This is a genomic window from uncultured Halomonas sp., from assembly GCF_947501415.1.
Classification (GTDB): Bacteria; Pseudomonadota; Gammaproteobacteria; order Pseudomonadales; family Halomonadaceae; genus Halomonas.
The window spans coordinates 131999-145976 of sequence record NZ_CANMVL010000011.1; the positions used below are offsets into that span (position 1 = coordinate 131999).

Annotated in this window: 14 protein-coding genes; all 14 read right to left on the reverse strand. The window is 64.1% G+C overall.

All coding sequences use genetic code 11. The features are described 5' to 3' along the window. Positions 1-32: 32 nt before the first annotated feature. Positions 33-1868: a glutamine--fructose-6-phosphate transaminase (isomerizing) gene (gene glmS, locus Q0894_RS09140; protein ID WP_299234121.1), complete on the reverse strand. Its 1836-nt coding sequence runs from the start codon at positions 1866-1868 to the stop codon at positions 33-35. Between the two features lie 12 nt (positions 1869-1880). After that, positions 1881-3245 carry a bifunctional UDP-N-acetylglucosamine diphosphorylase/glucosamine-1-phosphate N-acetyltransferase GlmU gene (gene glmU / locus Q0894_RS09145; RefSeq protein ID WP_299234124.1) on the reverse strand — a complete coding sequence of 455 codons (1365 nt, stop codon included), beginning with the start codon at positions 3243-3245 and terminating at the stop codon, positions 1881-1883. 3 nt (positions 3246-3248) lie between these two features. Next, positions 3249-4355 (reverse strand): FAD:protein FMN transferase, encoded by a 1107-nt coding sequence (locus Q0894_RS09150; RefSeq protein ID WP_299234127.1) that lies wholly within the window; start codon positions 4353-4355, stop codon positions 3249-3251. 22 nt (positions 4356-4377) lie between these two features. Then, positions 4378-5175, reverse strand: coding sequence for an undecaprenyl-diphosphate phosphatase (locus Q0894_RS09155; protein ID WP_299234130.1), 798 nt, complete (start codon positions 5173-5175; stop codon positions 4378-4380). Between the two features lie 104 nt (positions 5176-5279). Beyond that, the gene (gene mgtE, locus Q0894_RS09160) at positions 5280-6650 is read right to left on the reverse strand and encodes a magnesium transporter (protein ID WP_299234132.1); all 1371 of its coding nucleotides are present in this window, start codon (positions 6648-6650) and stop codon (positions 5280-5282) included. Positions 6651-6763: 113 nt separating this feature from the next. Next, a complete protein-coding gene (locus tag Q0894_RS09165) occupies positions 6764-7192 on the reverse strand; it encodes a F0F1 ATP synthase subunit epsilon (RefSeq protein WP_299234135.1) in 429 nt (142 codons plus the stop codon). A gap of 25 nt (positions 7193-7217) precedes the next feature. Further along, positions 7218-8594, reverse strand: coding sequence for a F0F1 ATP synthase subunit beta (atpD, locus tag Q0894_RS09170; protein ID WP_161423678.1), 1377 nt, complete (start codon positions 8592-8594; stop codon positions 7218-7220). A 66-nt stretch (positions 8595-8660) separates the two neighbouring features. Beyond that, positions 8661-9542 (reverse strand): F0F1 ATP synthase subunit gamma, encoded by an 882-nt coding sequence (gene atpG / locus Q0894_RS09175; RefSeq protein WP_299234144.1) that lies wholly within the window; start codon positions 9540-9542, stop codon positions 8661-8663. A gap of 71 nt (positions 9543-9613) precedes the next feature. Then, on the reverse strand, positions 9614-11158 hold the full coding sequence (gene atpA / locus Q0894_RS09180; protein ID WP_299234147.1) for a F0F1 ATP synthase subunit alpha: 1545 nt from the start codon (positions 11156-11158) through the stop codon (positions 9614-9616). A 16-nt stretch (positions 11159-11174) separates the two neighbouring features. Beyond that, entirely contained in the window at positions 11175-11711 is a 537-nt protein-coding gene (locus Q0894_RS09185) for a F0F1 ATP synthase subunit delta (RefSeq protein ID WP_299234150.1), read from the reverse strand. An 11-nt stretch (positions 11712-11722) separates the two neighbouring features. Then, entirely contained in the window at positions 11723-12193 is a 471-nt protein-coding gene (locus tag Q0894_RS09190) for a F0F1 ATP synthase subunit B (RefSeq protein ID WP_299234153.1), read from the reverse strand. Between the two features lie 76 nt (positions 12194-12269). Beyond that, positions 12270-12497 (reverse strand): F0F1 ATP synthase subunit C, encoded by a 228-nt coding sequence (gene atpE / locus Q0894_RS09195; protein ID WP_023006402.1) that lies wholly within the window; start codon positions 12495-12497, stop codon positions 12270-12272. 78 nt (positions 12498-12575) lie between these two features. Next, on the reverse strand, positions 12576-13403 hold the full coding sequence (atpB, locus tag Q0894_RS09200) for a F0F1 ATP synthase subunit A (protein ID WP_299234155.1): 828 nt from the start codon (positions 13401-13403) through the stop codon (positions 12576-12578). Positions 13404-13419: 16 nt separating this feature from the next. Continuing rightward, positions 13420-13812, reverse strand: coding sequence for an ATP synthase subunit I (locus tag Q0894_RS09205; RefSeq protein ID WP_299234158.1), 393 nt, complete (start codon positions 13810-13812; stop codon positions 13420-13422). Positions 13813-13978: the final 166 nt, after the last annotated feature.

A 13978-nucleotide genomic window follows, 5' to 3' on the forward strand; every position in this document is an offset into this window, starting at 1 on the left:
CAGATGGAGCGGCGGTTCGGCACGCGGGGCCGTCACTCCACCGTCACGCTCTTGGCCAGGTTGCGCGGCTGATCCACATCGGTGCCCTTGAGGACCGCCACATGGTAGCTGAGCAACTGCAGCGGCAAGGTATAGACGATCGGTGCCAGCGCCTCATGCACCCGGGGCAGGCGCAGCACCCGAATGCCCTCGGAGGCCTCGAGACCCACCCCTTCGTCGGCGAACACGAACAGTTCACCGCCGCGCGCGCGCACCTCCTGCAGGTTGGACTTGAGCTTGTCGAGCAGCTCATCATTGGGCGCCACCGAGATCACAGGCATCTCGCTGTCGACCAGTGCCAGCGGGCCATGCTTGAGCTCGCCCGCCGGGTAGGCCTCGGCGTGGATATAGGAGATCTCCTTGAGCTTGAGCGCGCCCTCCAGGGCGATCGGGAAGTGAGCCCCACGCCCCAGGAAGAGGGCGTGCTGCTTCTCGGCGAAGGCCATGGAGAGTTCCTCGATGGCCGGATCCAGCGCCAGCACACGCTCCACCAGCCGCGGCAAGCCGCGCAGCGCCGTGACCATCTCGGCCTGCACGGTCTCGTCGAGGCCCTTGACGCGCCCCAACGCCAGAGTCAACAACAGCAGGGCGGTAAGCTGCGTTGTGAAGGCCTTGGTGGAAGCCACGCCAATCTCGGGCCCGGCATGGGTCATCAGGGAAAGATCCGACTCGCGCACCAGGGAGCTGCCCGGCACGTTGCAGATCGCCAGGCTGGCCAGATAATCGCCCGCCTTGGCGAAGCGCAGCGCCGCCAGGGTATCGGCGGTCTCGCCGGACTGGGACAGGGTCACGAACAGGGTCCCTTCGGGAACCACGACCCGGCGATAGCGATACTCCGAGGCGACCTCCACCTGCACCGGAACGCCGGCATAGCGCTCCAGCCAGTAGCGCGCCACCATGCCCGCATGATAGCTGGTGCCACAGGCAACGATATGGATCTGCCTGACCTGCCCGAAGAGCGCCTCGGCCTCGGGACCGAAACTCTCCACCAGCGCCGAACGTTCCCCGAGACGCCCCTCCAGGGTCGCGCCGATCACCGCCGTCTGCTCGTGGATCTCCTTGAGCATGAAGTGACGGTACTCGCCCTTGCTGGCCGCGCCATCGCCATGCTCGAAGGTTGTTACCTCACGCTCCACCGCCGCGCCGTCGGCATCGAAGATCTCGATGCGGCCACCGGCGGAGAGGCGAACCGCATCTCCCTCCTCCAGGTAGATGAAACGGTCGGTGACCTGCAGCAGGGCCAGCGGATCGGAGCCAAGAAAGGCCTCGCCGATGCCCACCCCGACCACCAGCGGGCTGCCCTTGCGGGCCCCGATGATCACGCCGGGCTCATCGGCGTGGATCACTCCCAACGCATAGGCCCCATCCAGTCGAGCGAGAATGCCGCGTACCGCGGTGAGTAGATCACCCGCCTGGCGGCTCTCGCGCTCCAGCAGATGCGCCACCACCTCGGTGTCGGTCTCGGAGGTGAAATGGTAGCCCTCGGCCTCGAGCTCACGACGCAAGGCTTCGTGGTTCTCGATGATGCCATTGTGCACCACCGCCAGGCGCTCGCCGGACTGGTGGGGGTGGGCATTCACCTCGCTGGGTCGACCATGGGTCGCCCAGCGGGTATGGGCGATCCCGCTGCGACCGGCCAACGGCTCAGCGTGCAGACGCTCCTCCAGGGCCGCCACCTTGCCCATCGCCCGGCACCGCTGCAGTCTGCCGTCGGGATCAAGCACCGCCATGCCCGCAGAGTCATAGCCACGATATTCCAGGCGCTTGAGGCCCTCCAGAAGAATCCCTTCCACGTTACGCTCGGCAACGGCTCCGACGATTCCACACATCGCTCTCTCTCCTTAGTCGTCCTGCTTGCGGGGCCGGGGCCAGTCCGCCTTGGTCATCTGGCGGGCACGGGTCACCGCCAGGGAGTTGTCGGGCACATCCTTGGCCACGGTGGAGCCGGCCCCCACGGTGGCTCCCCGCCCGATACTTACCGGCGCTACCAGAGCACTGTTGGAGCCGATGAAGGCCTCGTCATCGATCTCGGTATGGTGCTTGTTGGCACCATCATAGTTGCAGGTGATGGTGCCCGCACCGACGTTGACACCGCGCCCCAGGCGGGCATCGCCCACATAGCTCAGATGGTTGATCTTGCTGCCCTCACCCACCTCGACGTTCTTGGTCTCGACGAAGTTTCCGACCTTGGTCCCTACCGCCAGGCGCGAGCCGGGCCGCAGGCGCGCGAAGGGGCCGATGGTGGCATGTCCGGCAATCACCGCCCCTTCGATGACGCTATGGGGCTCGATCACGCTTTCGGCGCCGATATGGCTGTCGCGAATCACGCAGTGGGGCCCGATGCGAACGCCCTCGCCCAGCTCCACCTCGCCCTCGAAGACACAGCCGACGTCGATCTCCACGTCATGACCACAGCGCAGGGTACCACGCACATCGAGACGCGACGGGTCGGCGAGCGCCACGCCCTCGGTCATCAGTTTTTCGGCGATGGCCCGCTGGTGGGCCCGCTCGAGACGCGACATCTGCAGGCGATTGTTGACCCCCTCCACCTCGACCGGGTCGCCCGGTTGAGCGGTGACCACCCTGACGCCCTCGGCGGCGGCCATGGCGATGATGTCGGTGAGGTAGTACTCGCCCTGGGCATTGTCGGCGGAGAGTCGCGGCAGCCAGCGGCGCAGCTGGCTGGCGGTCATCGCCATGATGCCGGTATTGCACTCTCGCACCGCACGCTCGCTTTCGCTGGCGTCCTTGTGTTCGACGATGGCCACCGCCTGCCCCTCGGCATTGCGCAGGATGCGCCCATAGCCGCTGGGATCATCGAGGGTCACGGTGAGCAGGCCCAGGTGATCGTCGTCGACACCCTCCAGCAGTCGTTCGAGGGTCGTGCGGTGAATGAGGGGAACATCACCGTAGAGCACCAGTACCTTGCCATTGCCGAGCCCGTCGAGCGCCTGGGCCACGGCATGGCCGGTGCCCTTCTGTTCGGCCTGCAGGGCGAAGTGCACACGACAGTCGGCCAGGGCCTCACGCACCTTCTCGGCGCCATGGCCCACCACGACGTGGGTGCGCTCGGCGCTGAGTCCCGCGGCGGTATCGATCACGTGGCGTACCATGGGCTTGCCGGCCAGACGGTGCAGCACCTTGGGCAGGGTCGAGCGCATCCGGGTACCCTGCCCGGCGGCCAGTATCACGACATCAAGCGTCATCCTTCACTCCTGATCCTGTTGTTCATTTTGCCGGGAGGCGTTGCTGTCCGCGACCTCGAGACCAAGCTCCTCGACCCGCGCCTTGCCGAACTGCTCGACGAAGGCGGGAGTGACCCGGCTCGTCCAGCCATCCTCCTCGCGTAATATCATCAGCGCACTCAGCTGGTGCTCACGGGCCAGCACCATGCCCGCCTCCTCGCCGAGTACCGTCAGTGCCGTGGCCCAGGCATCCGCCCAGGCATTGGAGGTATGGAAGACGCTGACCGACGCCAGGCGATGGGTGATTGGCCGTCCGTTGCGTGGGTCCAGGGTGTGGGAGTAGCGCCGCCCCTCCTCCTCGAAATAGTTGCGGTAGTCGCCGGAAGTCGCCACCGAGATATCGTGCAGCGACAGCATATACTGCGCCTCCTGCCGATCCTCCAGGGGCGCCTCGATACCGATGCGCCAGGGCTCCTTCTCGCCGTCTCGGTAGCCGCTGGCAAGCAGGTCACCACCGAGGTTCACCAGATAGTGCTCGACCCCCTCGGCGTCGAGAAAGGCGGCTACCCGATCGGTGGCGTGGCCCTTGGCGACCCCACCCAGGTCGACGGTCACCTCGCGCGTACGCCTTGCCTCACGCTGCTGGGCGTCGAGCTCCAGCGCGTCAGTGCCGACCTGTGCCAGGCGCCTGGCCAGCTCGGCGTCGGCGGGAACCTCCCGGGGACGAGCCTCGGCACCGAAACTCCACAGGTTGACCAGCCCGCCGATGGTCATGTCGAAGGCTCCGCCGCTCTCCACGGCCACGGTCCGGCCGATGGCCAGGACCTCGTATAGCGCATCGGATAGTGGCTGCCACTCCCCGGTCGGTGCCTGGTTGAAGGCCATCAGTTCGGAGTCATCGCGGTAGAGCGACATGCTGGCATCCACCGCCTCGAGCTCGCCAAGAATCCCCTCTTCCAGGGCGCTGGCCTCACCGCGGGTCAGGGGATCGACAATGGTCACCTGGTAGAAGCTGCCGAAGATGGCGCCCTCGAGGCGTACCGGCGCGTCGAGCGGCCGGTCGCGCTCGGAGCAGGCCGATAGCGCAAGCAACAGCAGTAACGTGGGCAGCAACAGCAGGGGTCGAATCACGCCGGACTCCTCACAGAGGGTGTTACCAGAATAGCCACAGCAGCCAGGCGCCAAGCAGCAGCCGGTAGATCACGAAGGGCTGCATGCCGACCCGCTTGATAAAGGCCAGGAAGTAGTGAATGCAGAGGTAGGCGCTGATAGCCGAGAGCAGCCCCCCCACCACCAGGGTAACCCACTCCACCTCCGCGGCATCACGAACAAGTGCCACGACCTCCATCCCGCCGGCCATCACGATCACCGGGATCGACATCAGGAATGAGAAGCGCGCCGCGGCCTCACGGTTCATGCCCATCAACAGCGCCGCGGTGATGGTGATGCCCGAGCGCGAGGTTCCGGGAATCAACGCCAGCGCCTGGGCCAGACCGATCAGCAGGGCATCGCGCAGGGTCAGCTGATACTCGTCGCGACTGCCACGATGGCGCAGGTCCGCATAGGCCAGCAGCAGGCCGAAGGCGATCAGGCCGAAGGCGATGATCAGCGGCGAACGCATCCCCTCCGCGATATCATCATGAAAGATCAACCCCGCCAGCCCCACGGGTATCGTCGCCAGCACCACCCACCAGGCCAGGCGGGCATCGGCATCCACGCCGCGCCCCACCAGCGAACCCGACCAACTCAACGTCATCTTCACGAGCTCCTGACGAAAGTAGAACACCACCGCCGCCAGGCTGCCGATATGCAGCGCCACATCGAAGGCCAGCCCCTGATCGCTCCAGTCGGTGAGGACCGGGACCAGGATCAAGTGAGCGGAGCTGGAGACCGGCAGAAATTCGGTGAGTCCCTGTACGATCGCGAGTATGACGACCTGAAGCCAATCCATGGTAGTTTCCTGTCAGATGAAGCCCGCACCCGTAGGCGCCACGCCGTGCAGAGGATACACCCGCGCGACCGAGCTGTCCGCCCCGCTTGCCATCGGGTCAAGGCTCATGTGCCAAGGATCGTCGTGGCGATACCGAAGTAGATCAGCACGCCGGAGGCATCGATCAGGGTGGTCACCAACGGTGCCGAGGCAGTGGCCGGATCCCAGCCCAGATGGTCGAGCAGGAAGGGCAGGCACATGCCCAGCAGGCTGCCGAACAGCACGATGGTGACCATGCTCATCGCCACCACCAGGGCCAGCGCCTCACCGCCGCGCATGACCCCGATGGGCGCCACCGCCAGGGCCATGGTCAGCCCCAGCGAGCCCGCCACCAGCATCTCACGTCCCATCAGCTTTCCCCAGTCCTTGATGCCCACATCGCCGGTCGCCATGCCACGCACCATCAGGGTGGCGGCCTGTGCGCCGGCGTTGCCGCCACTGCCGATCAGCAGGGGCAGGAAGAACACCAGTGCCACCTGGGCGGCGATGGTCTCCTCGAAGTAGGCGATCCCCGCCCCCGAGAAGAGGTTGGCGAATACCAGCAGCACCAGCCAGGTAACTCGCTTGCGATACAGGCTCCACAGCGGTACGCGGCTGACGCCACCCTCCAGGGTGCCGATCGACATCCCCTTGTGAAAATCCTCGGTGGCCTCGGACTCGACCACATCCATGGCATCGTCGTGGGTGACGATCCCCACCAGCCGCTCATCGCCATCCACCACCGGCAGCGCCAGCAGGTCGTAACGAGCGACGATGCGTGCCACTTCCTCCTGAAGCTCATCGACCGAAGTGTGGATAACATCGCGGATCATCAGCTCGTCGATCTGCTCTCCGGGTGGCGCCACCATCAGTTGACGCAGCGACAGGGTGCCGGCCAATCGTCCATGGCCATCGATGATATAGAGCTGATAGACCGTTTCGGCATCGGGCGCCGTCTGGCGAACCCGCATCATCGCCTGGGAGACCGTCATGCCGCTGGGGATGGCCACGTAGTCCGTGGTCATGATCGCCCCGGCGGTCCCCTCCTCGTAGCTGGCCAGACGCTTGAGCTCCTGCCGCTCGCGTCGGGCCATGCGCCGCAGCAGTCTCTGGCGGCGATCCTCGTCGAGCAGGTTGAAGAGGTCGGCACGCTCGTCGGAGCCCATCTCCTCGAGGGTCAACAGCAGGCGCTCATCGCTCATCGCCTCGGCGAGCACCCGCTGGGTATCACCGGGCAGATGCCCGAGCACACTGGCACGCCGCTCCAGGGGCAGGTACTCCATCAGGGCAAGGGTGCGGGACGGCTCCTCGTCCTCGGACAGGACGGCCCCGAGGATCTCGGCGATATCCGCCGAGCGCAGCTCGGACAGCAGCGCAGTGGCGCGCTCACTCTCCTCTTCGGCAAGCGCCTGGCAGAGTGTGGCCCGATGGGTGTTGAGAATATCGGTGAGGGACATGGCATGCTCCTCGGCGCCCCAGGGTCAGGTCACCGGGATGATAGAGACAAGAACGCCCCCGGCTCGACATTACCGTCGAGCCGGGGGCGCGAGACTTCACGCTGGGGCAAAGATCAGCCCTTGCCGGCCTTCTTGCGTAGCTGCTGGATCGTACGCAGCTGGGCCACGGCCTCGGCCAGTTCGGCCGATGCCCGGGTGTAGTCCAGCTCGGCGGACTTGTCGTTGAGGTTCTTCAGCGCCTGCTGGCGAGCCTCTTCCGCCGCCGCCTCGTCGAGGTCATGGGCACGGGTGGCCGAGTCGGCCAGGATGGTCACCACGTCCGGCTGGACTTCCAGGAAGCCTCCCGAAACGTAGTAGCTCTCCTCCTGGCCGCCATCATGAAGCACGCGCACCGGTCCCGGCTTGAGCTCGGTCAGCAGCGGGGCGTGGCCAGGCAGGATGCCCAGCTCGCCCATGCGCCCGTTGGCGATGATCCGCTCGATCTGGCCGGAGAAGACTCCTTCCTCGGCGCTGACGATCTCGCACTTGAAGCTTTTCGTCATGACGACGTCTCCCAGGTAGACGGGATTACTTCATCTGGTTGGCTTTCTCGACGGCCTCGTCGATGGTGCCGACCATATAGAAGGCCTGCTCCGGCAACTCGTCGTACTCACCGTCGAGGATGCCCTGGAAGCCGCGGATGGTGTCCTTGAGGGACACGTACTTGCCGGGCGAACCGGTGAACACCTCGGCGACGAAGAACGGCTGCGACAGGAAGCGCTGAATCTTACGCGCGCGAGACACGGCCAGCTTGTCCTCGTCGGAAAGCTCGTCCATGCCCAGGATCGCGATGATGTCCTTGAGCTCCTTGTAGCGCTGCAGCACGTTCTGCACGCCGCGAGCGACGCCGTAGTGCTCCTCGCCCACCACCAGCGGGTCGAGCTGACGGGAGGTGGAGTCCAGCGGGTCGATGGCCGGGTAGATACCCAGCTCGGCGATTGAACGCGCCAGTACCACGGTGGCGTCCAGGTGCGAGAAGGTGGTCGCCGGCGACGGGTCGGTCAGGTCATCCGCGGGCACGTAGACGGCCTGTACGGAGGTGATCGAGCCGGTCTTGGTGGAGGTGATGCGCTCCTGGAGCACACCCATCTCCTCGGCCAGGGTCGGCTGGTAACCCACCGCGGAGGGCATCCGGCCCAGCAGGGCGGAAACCTCGGTACCGGCCAGGGTATAGCGGTAGATGTTGTCGACGAACAGCAGCACGTCACGGCCTTCATCGCGGAACTTCTCGGCGATGGTCAGGCCGGTCAGGGCCACGCGCAGGCGGTTCCCGGGCGGCTCGTTCATCTGACCGTAGACCAGCGATACCTTGTCGATAACGTTGGATTCGGTCATCTCGTGATAGAAGTCGTTACCCTCACGGGTACGCTCACCGACACCGGCAAAGACCGAGTAACCGCTGTGCTCGGTGGCGATGTTGCGGATCAGCTCCATCATGTTGACGGTCTTGCCCACACCGGCGCCGCCGAACAGGCCGACCTTGCCGCCCTTGGCGAACGGGCAGACCAGGTCGATGACCTTGATGCCGGTCTCGAGCAGCTCGCTGGAAGCCGCCTGGTCGGCATAGCCCGGCGCACTGCGGTGAATCGGCATGCGCTCCTGCTCACCGATCTCGCCCGCCTCGTCGATGGGCTCGCCGAGCACGTTCATGATGCGCCCCAGCGTCTCCTTGCCCACCGGCACGGAGATGGCCGCACCGGTGTTGGTGACGTCCATGCCCCGCTTGAGCCCCTCGGTGGAGCCCATGGCGATGGTGCGCACCACGCCATCACCCAGCTGCTGCTGGGTCTCGAGCACGGTCTCGACATTCGAGACCTTCAGCGCGTCGTAGACCTTGGGAACATTGTCCCGCGGAAACTCTACGTCAATCACCGCGCCGATGATTTGTACGATACGTCCGCTCATCTTGGTTCCTCTCAAATACCTGAAAATGAAACCTGCATGCCGGGAGGGCCATGGCCTCCCTGGCGCTTATACGGCCGCGGCACCACCGACGATCTCGGAGATTTCCTGGGTAATGGCCGCCTGACGGGCCTTGTTGTACACCAGCTCCAGGTCGTCGATGAGATTGCCTGCGTTATCGGTGGCACTCTTCATGGCGATCATTCGGGCGGCCTGCTCACAGGCTCCGTTCTCGACCACCGCCTGGTAGACCTGCGATTCGACGAATCGCACCAGCAGGCTATCCAGCAGCGCCTTGGCATCCGGCTCATACAGGTAGTCCCAGCTACCGGGACGCTTGTCTTCTTCGTCGTTCGAATCCGAGCCCATATCGGGTGACAGGGGCAACAGCTGACGGACCACCGGCTTCTGGGTCATGGTGTTGACGAACTCGTTGTACACCACGCACAGGCGGTCCAGCCGACCCTCGTCATAGGCATCCAGCATCACCTTCACACTGCCGATCAGATCCTCGACCTCGGGCGCTTCGCCCAGGCCGCTCTTCGCCGCGACGAGGTTGCCCCCGTAGCTTCTGAAGAAACTGCCGGCCTTGCTGCCCAGGGCACAGAAATCGAGCTCGGCCCCCTGGTCATGCCACGCCTTGGCGTCCTTGGTCACGGCCTTGAACAGATTGATGTTCAAGCCGCCACACAGGCCGCGGTCGGTGGACACCACGATATAGCCGACGCGCTTGACCTCACGCTCGACCATCCAGGGGTGGCGGTACTCGGGGTTGGCATCGGCGACATGCGCGACCACGTTGCGAATCTGACGCGCATAGGGCTGGCTGGACTTCATCAGGTCCTGGGCCTTGCGCATCTTCGACGCCGCGACCATTTCCATGGCGCTGGTGATCTTCTGCGTGTTCTTGATGCTCCCGATCTGGGTGCGTATCTCTTTTGCAGCTGCCATAGCGATCTACTCCGTTCGTGGCACTCAGTAAGCTCCAGGGCCCATCCCGCAAGCGGGATGAGCCAACGGGATTACCAGCTCTGAGTGGCCTTGAACTTCTCGAGACCCTCTTTCAGTCCGTCCTGGATCTCGCTGTTGTAGTCGCCGGTCTGGTTGATCTTGTCGAGCAGCTCGGCGTATTCGGCCTTCATGAAGTCGCGCAGGGCACGCTCGAAGTCCAGAATCTTGTTGACCTCGACCTCCTCCAGATGGCCTTCGTTGGCGGCATACAGGGAGAGTGCCATCTCGGCCACGGACATCGGCGCGTACTGGCTCTGCTTCATCAGCTCGGTGACACGCTGACCGTGCTCCAGCTGCTTGCGGGTCGCCTCATCCAGATCGGAAGCGAACTGGGCGAAGGCCGCCAGCTCACGGTACTGGGCCAGGGCCAGACGCACGCTGCCGCCGAGCTTCTTGATGATCTTGGTCTGGGCGGAACCACCGACACGGGAGACCGAGAGACCAGCGTTGATGGCCGGACGGATGCCCGAGTTGAACAGGTCGGTCTCGAGGAAGATCTGACCGTCGGTGATGGAGATCACGTTGGTCGGAACGAAGGCCGAGACGTCGCCACCCTGGGTCTCAATGATCGGCAGCGCCGTCAGCGAGCCGGTCTTGCCCTTCACCTCACCGTTGGTGAACTTCTCGACGTAGTCGGCGTTCACGCGTGCCGCGCGCTCCAGCAGGCGGGAGTGGAGGTAGAAGACATCACCGGGATAGGCTTCACGGCCCGGCGGACGACGCAGCAGCAGGGAGACCTGACGATAGGCCACGGCCTGCTTGGAGAGGTCGTCGTAGACGATCAGGGCGTCTTCACCGCGATCGCGGAAGTACTCGCCCATGGTACAACCGGAGTAGGCCGCGAGGAACTGCATCGGGGCCGGATCGGCGGCGCCGGCGGCGACCACGATGGTGTGCTCCATCGCGCCATGCTCTTCGAGCTTGCGCACCACGTTGGCGATGGTCGACTGCTTCTGACCGATGGCCACGTAGACACAGGTGACCCCGGTGCCTTTCTGGTTGATGATGGCGTCGATGGCGATCGCGGTCTTGCCGATCTGACGGTCACCGATGATCAGCTCACGCTGGCCGCGGCCGATCGGCACCATGGCGTCGATGGACTTGAAGCCGGTCTGGATCGGCTCGTCAACGGACTGACGGGTGATGACGCCGGGGGCGACCTTTTCCACCGCGTCGGTCAGCTTGGCGTTGATCTCGCCCTTGCCATCGATGGGGTTGCCCAGCGCATCGACCACGCGCCCGCGCAGCTCGGGGCCCACCGGCACCTCGAGGATGCGTCCGGTACACTGGGCGGTCATGCCCTCTTCGAGCTGCAGGTAGTCGCCAAGCACCACGGCGCCCACGGAGTCACGCTCGAGGTTGAGCACCATGCCGTAGATGCTGCCGGGGAACTCGATCATTTCACCGAACATCGCGTCTTCGAGGCCGTGTACTTTCACGATGCCGTCGGAAACGCTGACGATGGTGCCCTGATTACGGGCTTCGGATGCGACATCCAGCTTTTCGATACGCTGCTTGATGATGTCGCTGATCTCGGAAGGATTCAGTTGCTGCATGCCATGTCCCTCAGACTCAGGCGGTAAGGGCTTCGGAAAGGCGGCTCAATCGACCACGCACCGACCCGTCGATGACGGTATCGCCGGCACGCAGGATGACACCACCGAGAAGCTCGGGATCCACCTGAGTGGTAATGGAGATTTCGCGATTCAGGCGCTTCTTGAGCGCGCCGGAGAGCTTGTCCTGCTGGGCCTTGGTGAGCTTGTAGGCCGACACCACGGTAACGTCGACGCGCTTCTCGTGATCGGCGAGCAGCGTCTCGAACTGTTCGCGGATAGCGGCCAGGGCCGGCAGGCGCCCCTTCTCACCCAGGGTGTTGAGGAAGCGGCTAGCCGCCTCATCGAGGTCGACCTCCGCCAGCTCGACCACCAGGGCCACCTTGCGCTCTACGTCGAGCTTGGGGCTGGCGAGAAGTTTGAGTGCCTCACGGCTCGTTACCACCATGGCCAGCTTGCTCAGCCAGTCGGACCAGGTATCCAGCGTCTGGTGATCGCGTGCGTACTCGAACGCCGCCTTGGCATAGGGCCTGGCGACGGTAGACAGTTCCGCCATGGATCACCTCCTCACAGTTCGGCAGCAAGCTTGTCGAGCAGCTTGCGATGGGCCTTTTCGTCGATGGAGACTTCCAGGACACGCTCGGCACCGGTGACCGCCAGGCTGGACACCTGGGCACGCAGCTCGTCCTTGGCGCGATTGACTTCCTGCTCGATCTCGGCACGAGCGGAGGCGACGATACGCTCGCCTTCGACGCGGGCCTGCTCACGGGCCTCCTCGACCATCTGGGAGGAACGCTTGTTGGCCTGATCAAGAATCTGTGAAGCCTGTTCCTTGCTTTCACGCAGCGTCTGCTCGGCGCGCTCCTGGGCGAGTTCCAGGTCGCGCGATGCACGGCTGGCCGCATCCAGGCCGTCAGCAATCTTCTTCTGGCGCTCATGAAGCGCATTGCTGATCGGTGGCCACACGTACTTTATGCAGAACCAGACAAAGATCGCGAAGGCGATCGTCTGCCCGATCAGCGTCATGTTGATATTCACGGGGCGGTACCTCTGACAGGTTCGTGTTGTCCGGAAACAAGCAAACCGAGCGCCGTGCGCTCGGTGCTGTCATGCATTAACCGGCAACGACGAAGATCAGGTACATCGCGATACCCACGCCGATCATCGGCACGGCGTCGAGCAGGCCCGCCATCAGGAAGGTCTTGGTCTGCAGCTGGTCGCCCAGCTCCGGCTGACGAGCGGTAGACTCGAGCAGCTTGCCGCCCAGGATGGCGAAGCCGATGCCGGTACCCAGAGCGCCCAGGCCGATCATGAGGGAGGCAGCGATATAGACGAGTTCCATGGTAATGCTCCTGATTGAGAGTAGTTTAGGGTTAAGGGTTTAGGGTTGAAGGTTAAGGGTGTTGCAAGGGGTTCGACTTCAGTGGTGCTCGTGTGCCTGGCTCAGGTAGACGACAGTCAGCACGGTAAAGATAAAGGCCTGCAGGGTGATGATCAGGATATGGAAGATGGCCCAGGGCACACTCAGGGTCCAGGACACCCAGAATGGCAGCAGCGCGATCAGGATGAAGATCACCTCACCGGCAAACATGTTGCCGAACAGACGCAGGCCAAGGCTCAGCGGCTTGACCAGCAGACCGATGATTTCCATCACCAGGTTGAAGGGAATCAGCGACCAGTGGTTGAAGGGGGTCAGCGACAGCTCCTTGGCGAAACCGCCAGCACCCTTGACCTTGATGCTGTAGAAGATAATCAGGGCGAAGACACCGATGGCCATGCCCAGAGTGGCATTGGGGTCGGTGGTCGGCACGAGCTTCATGTAATCGATGCCGAGGCGGGCGAACACCCCGGGCGCAAAGTCGATCGGGACCAGCTTAAGGGCGTTCATCAGGAAGATCCAGACGAACAGCGTCAGTGCCAGGGGTGCGATCACCGGGTTGCGGCCATGGAAAGCGCCACGCACGGTGAGTTCGATAAACTCGAAGACCACTTCCACCAGGTTCTGCAGCGGCCCGGGAACACCGGTCGTCGCCGCCTTGCCGGCCTTGCGGAACAGCCAGATGAACAGCACCCCCATGGCGATGGACCAGCCCATGGTATCCAGGTGGATGGCCCAGAACCCCATCTCGCTGGCCTCCTGGGCACTGTGTGCCAGGGACCAGCCGTTCTCGGGGTGGTGGCCGAAGGTCAGGTTCTGGAGGTGGTGCTGTATATAGTTAGCCGCCGTGTTATCACTGCCTGCTGCCATGCGAAGATCACCTCGGTTAAGGGGTCGACCGCTCGCGCCTTAGCCATGCTGCCAGCCAGGGCATGAGATGGGTCGCCACGTATGCGCTGAAGAAAGAAATCGGGTTTGAGGGGGGCACTGCCACGAAGACCATAGCCAGCAGTGCCACCGTCAAACCGAACTTGCCCGCTTCCGCACGATAAAGGTTCATCACGAACCGATGTGCCTGTCTCCCGCCTCGCGCCAGACTGCTCCGCCAGACGAAGAACGCCTGGGGCAGCAGGCCGACCAGAGCCCCCGAGAGGGCCGAAAGCCCCACCTCGACACCTCCCAGCAGGGTCGCTGCGGCGACCAGGGCGAACATCACCAGGGCTTCAAGTCGCAGTAGACGCCAGCCCAGATTGTGCCGGCGAGTCACGGGATGTCTCATCGTTTTCTCGCCGGATCCTTGGGTCGAGCCTGGCACAAGGCCAAAATCACCGCGGATTATAGGGAACCCCCTTCGGGGCTTCAACTGGATCGGCAGGCTTTTCGCGTGTTTTCCGGCCACATTCCGACCAAAGGCGCAGAAATTGTCGACAACATGATGCACGTCA